The sequence below is a fragment of the Kitasatospora sp. NPDC056783 genome, assembly GCF_042789895.1.
GTDB lineage: Bacteria > Actinomycetota > Actinomycetes > Streptomycetales > Streptomycetaceae > Kitasatospora.
The window spans coordinates 1-13,604 of the sequence record NZ_JBHUAF010000230.1; the positions used below are offsets into that span (position 1 = coordinate 1).

The following is a 13,604-nucleotide window of genomic DNA, read 5'->3' on the forward strand; positions in this document are numbered from 1 at the left end:
GCTCGATGAAGCCGAAGCCCTTCTCCGAGTTGAACCACTTCACAGTGCCATTAGCCATTAAAAATCTCCTTCAAGGGACTGTCCGAAGCACGCACGGCGCGGGCCTCGAGTCACCGTATGGAGCGCCCACCCCGGACGAGCCGGGGAACAAAAAATGCGCCTGCAATACATCAGCAGGCGCACACAAAGTTCATGGGAACCACTTACTGCAACTGAGACCGACTGTAGCAGGCCACGGCCCTCCACGGCAGGACCCACCTCCCCCGAATCCGCGCGAGCCCCGCCGCGAGGGCGATCGCTTCGGTCCGGCCGGGGCGTGAGACTCGCCCATCGCGTCCACGACCCCGCGCCACGCCGGCTCGGCGACCACGACACCGGACCTCAAGAGCCACGCCCTTTGCCTATAGTCTGTAGGTAGATCTAGAGTACCCGTAGGAACAGTGAGAGAAGGTGATGGCTGTGGTTCGGGCAGGACTGAACCCGGAACGGCTGACGCTCGCCGGGGCGGAACTCGCCGACGAGGCCGGTTTCGACCAGGTGACCCTGTCGGCGCTCGCCCGGCGTTTCGACGTGAAGCCGGCGAGCCTGTACGCGCACGTCAAGAACTCCCACGAGCTCAAGACCCGGATCGCCCTATTCGCACTGGCGGAGCTCGCCGACCGGGTCGCCGACGCCGTCGCCGGGCGGGCGGGCAAGGACGCCCTCGCGGCCTTCGCGAACGCCTACCGGGACTACGCCCGGGCGCACCCCGGCCGGTACGAGGCCGCCCGGTACCGGCTCGACCCGCAGACCGCCGCGGCCAGCGCGGGGGTGCGGCACGCGCAGATGACGCGGGCGATCCTTCGCGGTTACGACCTGGGCGAGCCGGACCAGACGCACGCGGTCCGCATGCTGGGCAGCATCTTCCACGGCTACGCGTCCCTGGAGGCGGCCGGCGCTTTCGACCACACGGACGTCGCCGCGCAGCAGTCCTGGGAGTGGACCCTGGACAGCCTCGACGCCGCGTTGCGGAGCCGGTCCGCCCCCTGACCGGGCGGCGCCACCCACGGCAGCCGCCCGACCCGCCACCCCCTCGAACCAGAAGGCCCGGAGCGATGAGCACCGAAGCGATGAGCAGCGAGCAGAACCCGATCACCACCCCCGTCACCGCGGACTTCCTGCGTGGTCACCTCGATGTGGAGGAGACCGCCCACGGCCTGCTGCCGCACCGGCTGCCCGCCCGGGCACGCCGGCAGATCCCCGACGACCGGCTCGCCGTGGCCGAGGCCCAGCCCTCCGGTGTCCGGCTGGTCTTCCGCACCAGCGCCACCGGCATCGACCTCGACACCCTGCCCACCAAGCGCGTCTACGCGGGCTTCCCGCCCCCGCCGGACGGCGTCTACGACCTCCTGGTCGACGGCCGCCTCACCGCCCAGGCCACCGTGGACGGCGGAAACCTGCGCACCGTCACCGACCTGCGGACCGAGACCGCGGAATTCACCCCTGGGCCCGCCGGCACCGCCCGCTTCACCGGCCTGCCCGCCGGCGAGAAGTACATCGAGATCTGGCTCCCGCACGCGGAGATCACCGAGGTCATCGCCCTGCGCACCGACGCCCCCGTCGAACCGGCCCCAAGGAGCGGGCGCCGGGTGTGGCTGCACCACGGCAGCTCCATCAGCCACGGCTCCAACACCGTCTTCCCCAGCACCATCTGGCCCGCCCTGGCCGCCTCCGCGGGCGAGGTGGAACTGATCAACCTCGGATTCGGCGGCAGCGCGCTGGTCGATCCGTTCACCGCCCGCGCGATCCGCGACACCCCGGCCGACCTCATCAGCGTCAAGCTCGGCCTCAACGTGGTCAACAGCGACGCCATGCGCCTGCGGGCCTTCGCCCCGGCCGTCCACGGTTTCCTCGACACCATCCGCGAGGGCCACCCCACCACCCCGCTGCTCCTGGTCTCCCCCGTGCTGTGCCCGACCCACGAGGACACTCCCGGCCCCCTCATGCCGGACTTCTCCGAGGGCACCCTGACGTTCAAGGCCACCGGTGATCCGGCCGAGACCGCCACGGGACGGCTGACGCTCACGATCGTCCGGGACGTCCTCGCCGGCATCGTCGAGCAGCGGTCCACCGAGGACCCGAACCTCCACTACCTCGACGGACTCGACCTCTACGGCGAGAGCGACCACGACGAGTTCCCCCTGCCGGACGGGGTCCACCCCGGCCCGGAGGGCCACCGCCGCATCGGCGAGAACTTCGCCGAGATCGTCTTCGCGAACGACGGGCCCTTCACCGTCGCCGCCGGCTGACCGCGGCGCTGCCGAAGGCCGGTGCGATGCCGTCGACCGGCGGGGTCACCGCTTCTCGCGCAGCCACCCGGCGAACGCGGCCAGCCCCGCTTCCGGGTCGGCGCGCCCGACGCCGATGCGGAAGCGGTCGGTGGGGGTGGGGGTGAGCTCGGAGCGGTAGATGCCGGCGGGCAGCAGCAGGACGCCGGCCTCCTCGACCAGCCGGGTGCAGAACTCCTCCACGCCCTCGGAGCCGAGGAAGCGGGGATAGGCGACGCAGCCGCCGTCCGGGGCCCGCCACGCGAAGAGGTCGGCGAACTCGGCGAAGAAGGCGTCGAAGAGCGGCAGGTTGCGGGCGATGAGCGCCCGGTTGCGCTCCAGGATCGTGGCGCGGGCCTTGAGCGCGATGCGGGCCAGGACCTCGCTGGGCGCGGAGTTGCAGATGGAGGTGTAGTGCTTGGCCCGCTCCAGACGCGACAGCAGCTCGCGGTCGCGGCAGACGATCCAGCCGATCCGCAGGCCGGACAGGCCGAGCGACTTGGAGGTGACGTTCAGCGACAGGGCGCGCTCGGACAGGTCGGCGGCCTGCGGCAGGATGCGGGCCGCGTCGCGCTCCAGGCCGCGGTAGACCTCGTCGCTGAACAGGTGGATGCCGCGTTCGTCGCACAGCCGCGCCAGCTCGGTGAAGTCGGCGGCGCCGATGACCTTGCCGGTGGGGTTGTTCGGGAAGTTCACCGAGACGACCCGGGTGTTCGGGCGGATCGCCGCCTTCACCGCGTCGAGGTCCAGGGCCCAGTCCCGGTCGGGGTCGAGGGCGACGCCGGTGACCTCGCACAGGGCGAGCGGCACGGTCTCGGCCGCCTGGTAGTTCGGGGTCACCACCACCGCGTGGTCGCCCGCGTCCAGCAGCACGTTCATCGCCAGGTAGAGGGCCTCCTCGGCGCCGGCGAAGCAGAGTACGTCGGCCGCGTCCGCCCGCTCGTACATCCCGGCGATCACCTCGCGCAGGGCCGGGTCACCGTAGGTCTCGGTGTAGCCCAGCGGCAGGTTCTCGAAGGCGGCGCGGTCCTCGTCGTCGGCCAGGGCGAGCAGCTCGCGCAGGGTCATGGTCTGGACGTCGGAGGCGGTCAGGTGGTGGCGCGCGGTGAACTCCCACCGGGAGAAGTGGGTTTCCAGACGGAAGTCGGGCAGGCGGGTCATGGCGTGCGGTCCTTCCTCGGGGCTCGGAGTTCGCCCAGCAGCGCGTAGAGGGTGGAACGGGAGACCCCCAGCGCGGCGGCGACGACGGGGGTGGCGCGGCGCACCGCGAAGACCTTGGCCTCGTCCAGGCGGGCGAGGACGGCCAGGCGGTCCGCGCGGGTCAGCCGCTCGACGGGGCGGCCGCACTCGCGCACGTACGCGCCGACGATGTGCTGGACGCGCTCGTTCCAGTCCTGCTCGAACAGCGGCTCCGGCCGGGGCGCCGTCGGGGCGCCGAACGCGGACAGCACGGCGGCCGCCCGCTCCAGCGGCGTGCGGTCGAGGTTCACGCACAGCACCGCCGTGGCCTTCCCGTCCGGCCCGCGCAGCACGGCGCTCACCGAGGACAGCCGCCGGCCGTCCCCGAGCAGCTTCTCGTACGGCCCGAACACGTCCCGCGCCGACGGATCCAGCTCGTCCAGCTCGCCCAGCAGCGAAGGATCCCCCGGGGCGCGGGACCCCATCGGGTTCCAGATCGCGAGGATCCGGTCGGTGTCCGGGTCGTGCAGCACCACCTCGGCGTACGGGCCGAGCAGCAGCGCGACGGCCTGGCCCACGGGCGCCCACATCCGGACCCGGGGGTCTGTGCTCTCTTCGGCGTTCTCCACGCCCTGGACTATAAGTCCAGATCGGACTGACAGTCCAGGCCTTCCTCGGCGCTCCACGACGCCAAGGCTCACCCTAGACTTGAGCTTTACCCCTGGACCCGAGGGCACTCCCCCGGAGTGAAACGACGCGCCCGCATGCGTCGGCGCTGCCGGTCGATCACGCACGGGATTCGAGAACCGAATTGTTCCCGATATCGGCCGCCATGAACTCATTGGTACGCGTACCGCATGTGGCATGAAACTGCCGATACTCCTCGAATCAACCATGGGTGATCACGAGACAGGCGAGAGGCGCACGCCGCGCGTTCACTCGTCCGGCCTATAGGGAAAGAGGTTCGGGCTCGATACATTTCCTGTATCGAGCCGCCTCCCCACGAACACCTTCTCCGGGGAATCCCACCGTTCCTGACGACCACGGAACCGCCACCCGTCGGCGCGGACGCCGACGCGCCGACGCCGACGCCGGCCCGAAGATCCGCACCCGGCGAATCGCCGCCGAAGAACACGCGCCTCAGCGCCCGGACGCCGCTCCGAAAGCCGAAGGGCCGGCGGATCGCGAAATCCGAACGCGACGTACACGAACCTGCCTGCCGTCCGGCGAACAGCACCCACTCGGGAGGAACCCCTCGTGAACACCGCCGCCAGCTGGAATGACATCCTGGTCCGGGACAACTTCCAGGACATGGGGCAGACCCCCACCTCCGACCCCGTCTGGGAGTCCCCGGACATCATCCCCTTCGGCAGCGACATCCTCGGCTTCGACCTCGCGGAGTCCAGCTACAACGGCCCCGACCTCGGGATCAGCCACCCCATCGTGCAGGGGCAGCTCAACCGCATCTACGTCCGGGGGAAGAACCTCAGGACCGGCTGTCCCAGCTCCGGCAACGTCAGGCTCTACTACGCCCCCGGCGGACTGCTCCTGGACCCGCGGGCGTGGACCCCGCTCACCGCCGAGGCCGGCGGCACCGTCGTGCCGTTCACCGTCCGCGGCGGCGGCCGGGAGATCCCTCCCGGGCGGATCTGCCTCAGCCGGACCGCCTTCCTCTGGCCGAGCCAGAACCCGCCGGGCCACTACTGCACGATCACCACCGTCGACACCCCCGCCCACCCCATGTCCGCGACGCTGCCCGTCTTCGGCTCGCTCGCCGACTACCTGAACTGGGTCCGGTACAACCCCAACGTCGGCTGGCGCAACATCGACGTGATCCCGTGCCGGCGAACCAGCTACGTCCTCTCCAGCCTGGCCATCGCCAACCTCGACAACACCCCGGAGCGGATCGTCTTCGGGATCTCCGGCGTCGACCTGCCCGACGGCACCGCGACCTTCTCCAACACCGACCAGCAGGCCCCGTTCAGCGTGACCGCGCCGGTCTACTCGCCCGGCACCGACGAGGGGTACTCGCGCGCGGTCACCCTGCCCGCCAACTACTCCGGCACGGTCACGGTCACGATCCGGTTCGACCAGCCGCTCCCGTGTGACGCCCGGATCGTGCTGCGGGCCTACAAGGTGGTGAACAACAACCCCGTCGCGCTCGAACGGCGACTCGCCGTTCCCCTCACCGGCGTGCCCGGGCTCACGGACTTCCTGTTCCTCGAAATGGGCGCTTACACCTTCGTCGCGGCCCCGGACGGTTCGTGACACAGCCCCAGGCACCCGCTCCGGGTCCGGGTCCGGGTCCGGGACGGCGGTCGTCCCCCAGGTCTCACGCGGGCGGCAGGGCGAGCGCCGTGCGGGCCTCGCCGACGAGGCGCAGCGAGCCGAAGACCACGACCAGACCGCCGGGGCCGGCGAGTCCGGCAGCGCGGCGCAGCGCCGACGGGGCGTCCTCGGCGGTCAGACAGGGACCCTGACGGCTCGGGGAGAGCTCGTCGTGCAGGATGGCCGGGTCCGCGGCCTGGTGCGAGTCGGTGCGGGTGAGGACGAGCGGCCAGTCGGCGGGGAGAGGGGCGAGCATGTCGGACACGTCCTTGCCCCTCATCGCGGCGAAGACCAGCACGGGCGGGCGCGGGTGGCCGCCGGCGCGGGCGTGGCGCAGGATCTCCGGTGCGACGGTCTCGGCGCCCTGCGGGTTGGTGGCGCCTTCCAGGAGGACGCGGCCCGTCCAGTCATCGAGCCGGGCGTTCGGGACGAGTTCGAGGCGGCCGGGCCAGCGGGTGGCCGCCAGGCGCGTGCGGAGCTGTTCGCCGTCGGGTTCGCGGATGTGACCGCGTTCGACCATCGCGTCCACGGCGGCGATGGCGACGGCGAGGTTGTGGTGCTGGTGCGTGCCGGGCAGTGGGCAGGGGAGGTCGCGGTGGACGGCGTGCGGGGTCGTGACGTCCAGCAGGGTCACCGGGGCGTGGTCGCCGTCGCGGCCGGCGGATCGGGCGGGGCGGACGGTGCGGGCGGTGTAGTGGATCTCGTGGTCCACGCGCCACACGGACAGTCCCGTCCGCTCCTTGAGGACCAGTTCCGCGCTGTCGGCCGCTTCGGGGGCCAGCCGCCCGAGCACCACGTGGTCCCCGTCCCGCGCGCCCGCGATCTTGGCCCGGGTGATCTCGGCCAGGGAACCGCCGAGCAGCCGGGTGTGGTCGAGCCCCACGCCGGTGAGGACCTTCACGTCCAGGCCCAGTTCGGCGGCGGCGGCCCTGCTCCCGCCGATGCTCGCCTCGGCCACGGCCAGGTCGATGCCCGCCCGCCGGAAGTGCACGGCGGCGGTGGCCGTGAAGATTCCCTGGGACAGGACGGGCAGTTCGTGCCGCTCGACGGCCTGCCAGACCTCGGCGAACGCGGCCGTGTACTCGGCGCGGGTGACGGGGACTCCGTCGATCCGGATCCGTTCCCTGGGTTCCTGAAGGTGCGGGCTGGGCATGCTGCCGACCCGCGCACCGGCGGCGGCCACCGCCGACACCGCGTACGCGCAGGTCGATCCCTTGCCGTTCGTGCCGACGACGAGCATCCCGCGCAGATCCCGCTGGGGGCGGCCCAGCGCCTCCAGCAGTTTGGCGACGTTCGCCTGCCGGGTCGGCCGGGGAAGCCGGTGGGGGTTCTCGTGAATCCTGGAGAGGATGTCCACGCAGCGTTGGTAGTCCACGCGCCGGATCATGCCACCGAACGCGACGCCCCGGAAACCCGGAGTGACGGGCTCCGCATCCGTCGCGTCCCCGAGGTCTCCGAAGGGCGCAGCGCGGGGAGAGGCTTCCCGGCGGAGGAGGGCTTGCGACGGGTCGCCCGGTGGGGTCACCGGGCCAGCAGATCGTGCAGCCCGTCCTCGAAGGCCGGGTACAGGTAGTGCTCGGTGCCGTACCCCGGCATCTCCAGCTTCTTGAGCTGTCCGCTGACGATGTGGGAGACCAGCGGCACGGGCAGGGCGTCCGGCCACAGGCCGGTGCGCTTGCCCTCGGTCAGCACCCGGCGGAAGGCGCCGGTGGAGCCGCGCAGGCTGCGGCCGTCGGCCTTCAACTCCTCGGCGGAGCACTCTCCCCGGCCCTCCACGACCTGGAGCAGGATCTGCTGGGCGCGGGGCGGCAGGCGGTCGTAGTACGAGCGGGCGCGCTCCGGGGTCCAGTGGTCGTCGGGTACAGCGGTGACGACGACGGCGGGCATGGCGGCAAGGGCGAGCAGCTTCTCGAGGGCCTCGGGGGTCGGGTCCTCCACCGTGATGGTGATCTTCATGCCGCATACCCTGGCAGCTCGGAGGGGATGATCACAAATAACTAGGACAAACGCGCGGCAGACGAGAACGGGCGCCTCGAACGCCGGCGCCCACCCGGGCACTTGTCAGTGCCCACCGGTACGTTGCCGTACATGACTCCCGTGAAGAGCATGACCTCCTTCCCGACGGCCACCGGACCGGCCACCGCGGCCAGGCGTACCGCCGAGGTCCCCGCCCTCGGCCGCACCGCCACCGTCGAGGTGGTCCCCCTGTGGGCCGCGCCCTGGTCCCCGGCCGCTCAGGCCGCGGCGAAGCGCTGAGCCGGACACGGCGCCGGCAGCGCCGCGCACGGGCCCTGGCACCAGTGCTCTGACCGGGAACGTTCGCCGGGTTGGCGGCGGCGGGGCCTGAACCAGTTGGATGAGCCGACATCCAACCGGTTGGGGGCGGGGTGGCGGAGCCGGTCAAGGCCGGAAGGCTGACCGACCAGGAGAGCCAGCAGTTACAACGGATCGTCCGCCGAGGCAGTACCAACACGGTGCGCTACCGGCGGGCGATGATGCCGCTGGCATCGGCCGGCGGGAACGAGACCTCCACAATGCCGTCCATGTCGGCGGGTCCCCGGCTGGCCCAAGGCGCTGGGCCGGCCGAGCACGGTAACCTGCGGGGCGCCATGGAAAGACCAGGCCCAGGCCGACTCTGGTGACACTGGAGTCAGGGCCCGGTTCGGTCTACGCCGGCCTGAGGGACGATCGGACCGGCACCACCTGACGTGATCTCCATTGCGTATACCAACTCGAAGTAGTCGGCGATGAGCTGACGTACCGTCGCGAGATAGGCGTCGACCGTCTCACACGGGTAGACCGAGTGGTCCTTGTCCTTCAAGTCCTCGGCCGACATGACGGAGACCACCTCCAACCTGACACTCGCAAGGCGGACCATCAGATCCGGCAGGCTCAATGGCCGCATGAGATCAACGATCGCGGCCAGCAGCTCATCTACTTCTGCGGACCAGTAGCTGGGCACAAGTGGTTCATAACTCAAAGGGGCGTAGGGCTCCGGAAGCCTGGGTACCCACACCACACTGCCGAAATCCGGCTTGGGAAGGCTGGCAGCCAACCGGCCGAAAGCCGCACTTCTCGTCCAAGAGGGGTGCTCCCGGTTGGCCCGGGGCACTGACGCTCGGTGCTCCAGTTGGTCAAGGCGGCGTTGCACCGCCCCCAGCTGGGCCGTCACCTCCTCCAGTCGGTAGTGAAGTTCGGCGACGGTCGGCGCACGTCCGGCCTTCCCTCGCTGGTCCCGGTCCGCCCGCTCCCACGCCACGGTCCACGGCGGCACCGGCTCCCCAAGTGCCTCCACCAGAGCCTCAACGGTGTCCTGCCGGAAGAACCCCGCCGCCCCCGGCGTCACCGCGCTGCGAACCGTCACGTCCCGCATCCCGGTCGCCGACACCAGCTGGCGGAAGCTCATGCTCTTGGTGGCCATCAGCTCGGCCAGCGCACGCCGCAACTCATCAGCCGTACTCACCCGCTCCGGGTCCACCTCAGTTCCCCTCACTGCGATCAACTGCGCCGGCCTGCAATGCATTACCGACCTGGTCTTTTACTCAGGGCGGCCGCAGCTTTCCTCAACGTGCCGCAATTGCCCCCTGCCGATCCTTCCAGTGTGCGGAGATGGAGTCATCCACCCACCATTCAGAAGGAGTTGGGCGTACAGATGTACGAGATCTGGGTCGAGATCCTGAAGGGCCTGGCCGTGGAAATCCCGGCCGGCCTGATCACCGCAGGCATCACCGCAGGCGTCACCCTCGCCACTCAGAAGCTCCGAAAGAAGACGAAGAAGACGAAGAAGCACCCGGTTGCGGCGAGGAACCCCTTGGCAGGGCCGGCCTCTGGGGAGGATCGGATCGACCAGTAGCGACAACGCCGGCCTGGCCCACGATCTGGCCCGGATGCTCCTGAACCGCCTTGCCCCAGGTGGCCATGGGTGGCCACGTTCCCGGCCGGCCACCAGGACAGCTCATCGCGCTCTGGAGGGCCGCTCCTCCACGGAGGCCGGATCGTCCTGCGCCTGCTGTAGCCGCGCTCGGCGAACCTGGGCCGGCCGACCACCCGCGAGCTCCGAGGGTCCAGGCAGGCCAGACCGATCTCGTTGAAGCGGTGGAGTACGTCCCGCGCCGTGTCCTCGTCCGCCTGCACGAGCTGAGCGATCACCGGAACCCGGTTCCCGCCGGCCGATGCCAGCGGCATCATCGCCCGCCGGTAGCGCACCGTGTTGGTACTGCCCCGGCGGACGATCCGTAGTAACTGCTGGCCCTCCTGGTCGGTCAGCCTTCCGACCTTGACCGGCTCCGCCACCCCGCCCCCAACCCGTTGGATGTCCGCTCATCCAACCGGTTCAGGCCCCGCCGACGCCACCCCGGCGAACGCTCCCGGTCAGAGCACTAAGGTCGGAGAATGACTGAACTGCCAAGCGGATTGGGCACGCTGGTCGTGCGGACCGACTTCTCCGACAACGCCTGGTGGGAGCGTCTGCGCGAGGCTCTGGCCACCCCGACCGAGGACGGATTCCTGGCCGAGGTCACCCCTCTCGACGATCCCCGCTTCGCGGGTGTGACGCGCGATGAGGCGAGGAGCCTGCTGCCGGACGGCTATCGGCACCCGATCCTCGTCCTGGCGGACACGGCGACGCTGAGCTCGGCCGAGCTGCCGCTCCTCGTCGTGGACCTGTGGGAAGAACCCGGGCGATCCATTCGGGTCGTCGCCACGTCGATGTGGAGCATCGAGAACAACCTGTCGCTCGCGAACATGGAGTTCGCCTCGTACGCCGAAGGCGTCCACGAGGACGGGGTGTTCAGGGGCTTCTGACCAGGAGAGCGCCATCGTTGGCCACCCGGGGCGCCGTGGGACGGTGCGGGACGGGAAGGTCAGGGCGGCCCGGCGGCCCCTCGGCGCGACGGGGCGGGTGCCCCCAGCCGGGTGGGGGTCAGGGGCAGCGGTGGAGGGCGGGGCGGTCGCGGGTGCGGACGGCGGGGAGCCAGGCGGTGGTGGGGCCGGGGAGGTGGACGCGGTACCAGAGGGTGGAGGTGGCGTCCTCCTCGTTGATGACGGGCAGGCCCGTGGGGAGTTCGCAGTCGGCGTCGAGGGTGTCGTTGTGCCAGACCCGGACGGGGACGGTGTTGTCGGCGGTGTAGGGGCGCAGCGGGTCGACGGCGAGGCCGAGGCTGCACCGGGGGTCGCGGTCGGTGCGTTCCTGGCAGCCGCGTTCGGCGTTGAAGACCCGCACGTGGGCCTGCTGTCCGGACGGCCCGGGGTGCGGCCACGGCGCGGTGACGGTGACGACGGCCGTGGCGCAGGAGGCCAGCGCGATCAGGGCGGTGCGCGGCCGGGGGCGGAGGTACCAGCGGGCGCGGAGGTACGGGCGGCGCGGGCGCCGGCCGGAGCGGTGGGCGTGGATGCGGGCGAGCAGGCTCTCCGCGGTGTGCGGGGCGCGGGCGGCATGGGTCGGGGCGAGGCAGTCGGCGGCCAGGGCCCGCCAGAACGGGGGGACGGTGGCGGCCAGTCGCAGGGCGGAGCGGCCTTCGGCGTACTGCTGGGCGGCGGCGCTGCGGGCGGTGGGGGTGGCGCCGGGGAAGGGGCTGCCGCCGGCGGCGAAGACCTCGTGGATCACGATGCCGAGGGCCCAGATGTCGGCGGTGGTGCGGACCTTGACGCCGTGCTCGCCGAGCGGTTCCCGCCAGCGTTCCGGCGGGAGGTAGTCGGGGGTGCCCATCGGGGCGCTGTGGCCGTGGGTGCCGGTGAGTTCGATGGCGAGGCCGAAGTCGGAGAGCCGGACCTCGCCGTCCGCGCCGATCAGGACGTTCTCCGGTTTGAGGTCGGTGTGGACCCAGCCGGACCGGTGCAGGTGGGCCAGGCCCTCGCAGATCCCGGTGACGATCCGGGCGCCCTCGGCCTCGCCGACGCCACTGCCGGTGCCGGTGCCGCTGCCGACGCCGGTGCCGGTGGCGAGCAGGTCGCGCAGGGTGCACCGGGCCCGTTCCATGACCAGGACGATCGCGCCGTCGAGCGAGGGCTGGTCGGGGGCGGCCAGGGCGAGGGTGCCGAGCAGCCGGATCAGCCGGGGGTGCGGGGCGGTGCGGCCCAACTCGGCCTCGCGGCGGGCGGCTTCGGCGACCCGGCGGGCCTGGCGGGGGGCGAGTCCGGCGGTCGGCAGCACTTTCAGGGCGACGGTGTCGTCCGGGCCGCCGGAGCCGTCGGCCCGGCGGGCGGCGTAGACCGTCGCCCAGCCGCCCTCGCCGATCGGCCCGGTGACCGTCCACTCGCCGACCCGGTGGCCGGCTGGCAGCAGTTCCTCGCCGTCCCCGGGAAAGGCCGCGTCTCGCAGCATCGCCGGCCCCTTCCTACCGTCCGGTCCGGCCGGGTTCGGGGCCCGGCAACAGTGCGAGGTGCTCCTCGCGGACGATGCCGAACTTCAGGGCGAGCCCCACCACGGCCTCGCGCTTGCCGCTGCGGCGGTCCGCGCGGTCGCCGTCGGGCAGGTCGATGCGGAGCTTCTCGTCGGCGAGGTAGTCGAGGTGCGAGCTGACCGCGCGGGCGGTGAGCCGGGCACACGCCGGGTGGCCTTGCAGCCGCGCGACCACCTGCGGGGTGGTGGGCACGGCGGCGAGGGAGCGGTCGCGCAGCCAGGGCTCGCAGAGCGCGACCAGGACCAGGAAGTAGGTGGCGGTCTCGTCCAGCGAGTACGCCGTCATGGTGCGGCTCTCCCGGGAGCCGCCGAGGGCGTCCGGGTCCAGGTAGACGTGGTCGGGCGCGAACACCTGGAAGGACAGCGGAGTCTCCCGCCGGGACGGCAGCACCACCCGGGAGAACTCGAAGGGGATCGGCGCGCCGATCCGCCGCGGCGGCACCCGCAGGTACTCGCCGGCGCCTTCCGGGTTCTCCACCAGGTAGGCGTGGGTGTTGCTGAGGTTGCTCAACTGCCAATGGTCGTCGGTCGCGTGGATCTCGCCGGCCAGGCGGGAGACCGACTCGTCGCCGAGGCGCAGCTCCACCGGGGTGCGGGCGGAGCCGCGGCCGAAGCGCGCCCGCTCTCCCGGCCCGAGCCGTAGCGTCACCGTGTCGTGGCCGTTCCCCTCCGGCAGGTGGACGACGATCCCGCTCACCGCTCCCCCGTTTCCCTCACCGCTCCCCCGTTCCGCGCGTCGGCTTGTTGCCGGACGGACGAACGGTACCTCTTCGCGTACGGCAATAAACCGGATGCCGCAGGCTACTTGACAAGGCCGGAGAGGCGGGTACGGGCGTTCGGTCAGAGCATGGGCGTCCCCGAACGCAGCGGTGCCAGCGGGCGGTCACCGAAGGCGGCCCACGGCCGCCAGGCTCCACCGGGCCGGTCCTGGACCCTGGTGCGCGGCCGGCCGTCCTCGGCCACGGCGAAGACGTGCAGCCGTCCGGTGGGGTCGGCGGCGGCGGAGGGCGGCGCGGCGAGCACCAGTCCCGGCTCGCCGAAGTCCTCGCCGAAGGTGTCGGCCGGTGACCAGGCCCCGGCGGGCGCCGACTGCCAGCGGTGGGCGAGCCGTTCGCCGCCGGGGGAGAGGGTGAAGGCCTCCAGTCGGCCGTCCGGGCCGGCGATCGCCAGGGGTGCGGCGGTGGACCAGCCCAGCAGCGGCTGCCAGGCGTCCCAGCCCCCGCTGGGAACCGACTGACGGCGGTGGAAGGCGGCCGTGCCGGAGGGGGCGATCGCGGTGACGTTCAGCCTCCCGGTGCCGTCGCGGGCCACCCGTGGCGCGGTGCCGGCGGGCGTCCCGAAGCGTTCCCAGGCGGACCAGGCGCCGCCGGGCGAGGTCTGCCAGCGGTGCG

At 71.8% G+C, this 13,604-nt stretch carries 14 protein-coding genes and 2 pseudogenes; 6 read left to right on the top strand and 10 right to left on the bottom strand.

The window, feature by feature from the left end; genetic code table 11:
• Positions 1-58: cold-shock protein (locus ACFRMQ_RS26925; RefSeq protein WP_380733235.1), on the bottom strand; the 58-nt coding region annotated here is incomplete at its 3' end.
• Positions 59-459: 401 nt separating this feature from the next.
• Here ACFRMQ_RS26925 and ACFRMQ_RS26930 point away from each other — a divergent pair.
• Positions 460-1,029, top strand: a complete 570-nt coding sequence (locus tag ACFRMQ_RS26930; RefSeq protein ID WP_380733223.1) for a TetR/AcrR family transcriptional regulator — start codon at positions 460-462, stop codon at positions 1,027-1,029.
• 80 nt (positions 1,030-1,109) lie between these two features.
• Positions 1,110-2,288 carry a GDSL-type esterase/lipase family protein gene (locus ACFRMQ_RS26935; protein WP_380733236.1) on the top strand — a complete coding sequence of 393 codons (1,179 nt, stop codon included), beginning with the start codon at positions 1,110-1,112 and terminating at the stop codon, positions 2,286-2,288.
• A gap of 45 nt (positions 2,289-2,333) precedes the next feature.
• On the opposite strand, the gene ACFRMQ_RS26940 is transcribed toward ACFRMQ_RS26935, so the two are convergent.
• Positions 2,334-3,467 carry an aminotransferase class I/II-fold pyridoxal phosphate-dependent enzyme gene (locus ACFRMQ_RS26940; RefSeq protein ID WP_380733224.1) on the bottom strand — a complete coding sequence of 378 codons (1,134 nt, stop codon included), beginning with the start codon at positions 3,465-3,467 and terminating at the stop codon, positions 2,334-2,336.
• Complete coding sequence (locus ACFRMQ_RS26945; RefSeq protein WP_380733225.1) at positions 3,464-4,114, bottom strand: transcriptional regulator; 651 nt, start codon at positions 4,112-4,114, stop codon at positions 3,464-3,466. Before ACFRMQ_RS26945 ends, ACFRMQ_RS26940 begins: the two co-directional genes overlap by 4 nt.
• 628 nt (positions 4,115-4,742) lie before the next feature.
• Here ACFRMQ_RS26945 and ACFRMQ_RS26950 point away from each other — a divergent pair.
• Complete coding sequence (locus ACFRMQ_RS26950; RefSeq protein ID WP_380733226.1) at positions 4,743-5,753, top strand: hypothetical protein; 1,011 nt, start codon at positions 4,743-4,745, stop codon at positions 5,751-5,753.
• Positions 5,754-5,817: 64 nt separating this feature from the next.
• Here ACFRMQ_RS26950 and ACFRMQ_RS26955 read toward each other — a convergent pair whose 3' ends face one another.
• Positions 5,818-7,188 carry a bifunctional folylpolyglutamate synthase/dihydrofolate synthase gene (locus tag ACFRMQ_RS26955; RefSeq protein WP_380733227.1) on the bottom strand — a complete coding sequence of 457 codons (1,371 nt, stop codon included), beginning with the start codon at positions 7,186-7,188 and terminating at the stop codon, positions 5,818-5,820.
• A gap of 146 nt (positions 7,189-7,334) precedes the next feature.
• Positions 7,335-7,769, bottom strand: a complete 435-nt coding sequence (locus ACFRMQ_RS26960) for a hypothetical protein (RefSeq protein WP_380733228.1) — start codon at positions 7,767-7,769, stop codon at positions 7,335-7,337.
• A gap of 132 nt (positions 7,770-7,901) precedes the next feature.
• Here ACFRMQ_RS26960 and ACFRMQ_RS26965 point away from each other — a divergent pair, with 132 nt between their 5' ends.
• Positions 7,902-8,069 carry a hypothetical protein gene (locus ACFRMQ_RS26965; protein ID WP_380733229.1) on the top strand — a complete coding sequence of 56 codons (168 nt, stop codon included), beginning with the start codon at positions 7,902-7,904 and terminating at the stop codon, positions 8,067-8,069.
• A gap of 394 nt (positions 8,070-8,463) precedes the next feature.
• Here the strand turns inward: ACFRMQ_RS26965 and ACFRMQ_RS26970 are convergent, their stop codons facing one another.
• A complete protein-coding gene (locus tag ACFRMQ_RS26970) occupies positions 8,464-9,291 on the bottom strand; it encodes a hypothetical protein (RefSeq protein ID WP_380733230.1) in 828 nt (275 codons plus the stop codon).
• Positions 9,292-9,465: 174 nt separating this feature from the next.
• On the opposite strand from ACFRMQ_RS26970, the gene ACFRMQ_RS26975 reads away from it, so the two are divergent.
• The gene (locus ACFRMQ_RS26975) at positions 9,466-9,666 is read left to right on the top strand and encodes a hypothetical protein (RefSeq protein ID WP_380733237.1); all 201 of its coding nucleotides are present in this window, start codon (positions 9,466-9,468) and stop codon (positions 9,664-9,666) included.
• 164 nt (positions 9,667-9,830) lie between these two features.
• On the opposite strand, the pseudogene ACFRMQ_RS26980 reads toward ACFRMQ_RS26975, so the two are convergent.
• Positions 9,831-10,106, bottom strand: a pseudogene (locus ACFRMQ_RS26980) (helix-turn-helix domain-containing protein); the annotation flags it as partial.
• A 99-nt stretch (positions 10,107-10,205) separates the two neighbouring features.
• Between ACFRMQ_RS26980 and ACFRMQ_RS26985 the strand changes: the two are divergent.
• Entirely contained in the window at positions 10,206-10,616 is a 411-nt protein-coding gene (locus ACFRMQ_RS26985) for a DUF6924 domain-containing protein (protein ID WP_380733231.1), read from the top strand.
• Positions 10,617-10,734: 118 nt separating this feature from the next.
• Here the strand turns inward: ACFRMQ_RS26985 and ACFRMQ_RS26990 are convergent, their stop codons facing one another.
• From ACFRMQ_RS26990 to ACFRMQ_RS27000, 3 genes and pseudogenes are all read right to left on the bottom strand, one after another.
• Positions 10,735-12,135, bottom strand: a complete 1,401-nt coding sequence (locus ACFRMQ_RS26990) for a serine/threonine-protein kinase (RefSeq protein ID WP_380733233.1) — start codon at positions 12,133-12,135, stop codon at positions 10,735-10,737.
• Between the two features lie 13 nt (positions 12,136-12,148).
• Complete coding sequence (locus ACFRMQ_RS26995; RefSeq protein ID WP_380733234.1) at positions 12,149-12,910, bottom strand: serine/threonine protein kinase; 762 nt, start codon at positions 12,908-12,910, stop codon at positions 12,149-12,151.
• A gap of 143 nt (positions 12,911-13,053) precedes the next feature.
• Positions 13,054-13,604: pseudogene (locus tag ACFRMQ_RS27000) on the bottom strand (glycosyl hydrolase family 32); the annotation flags it as partial.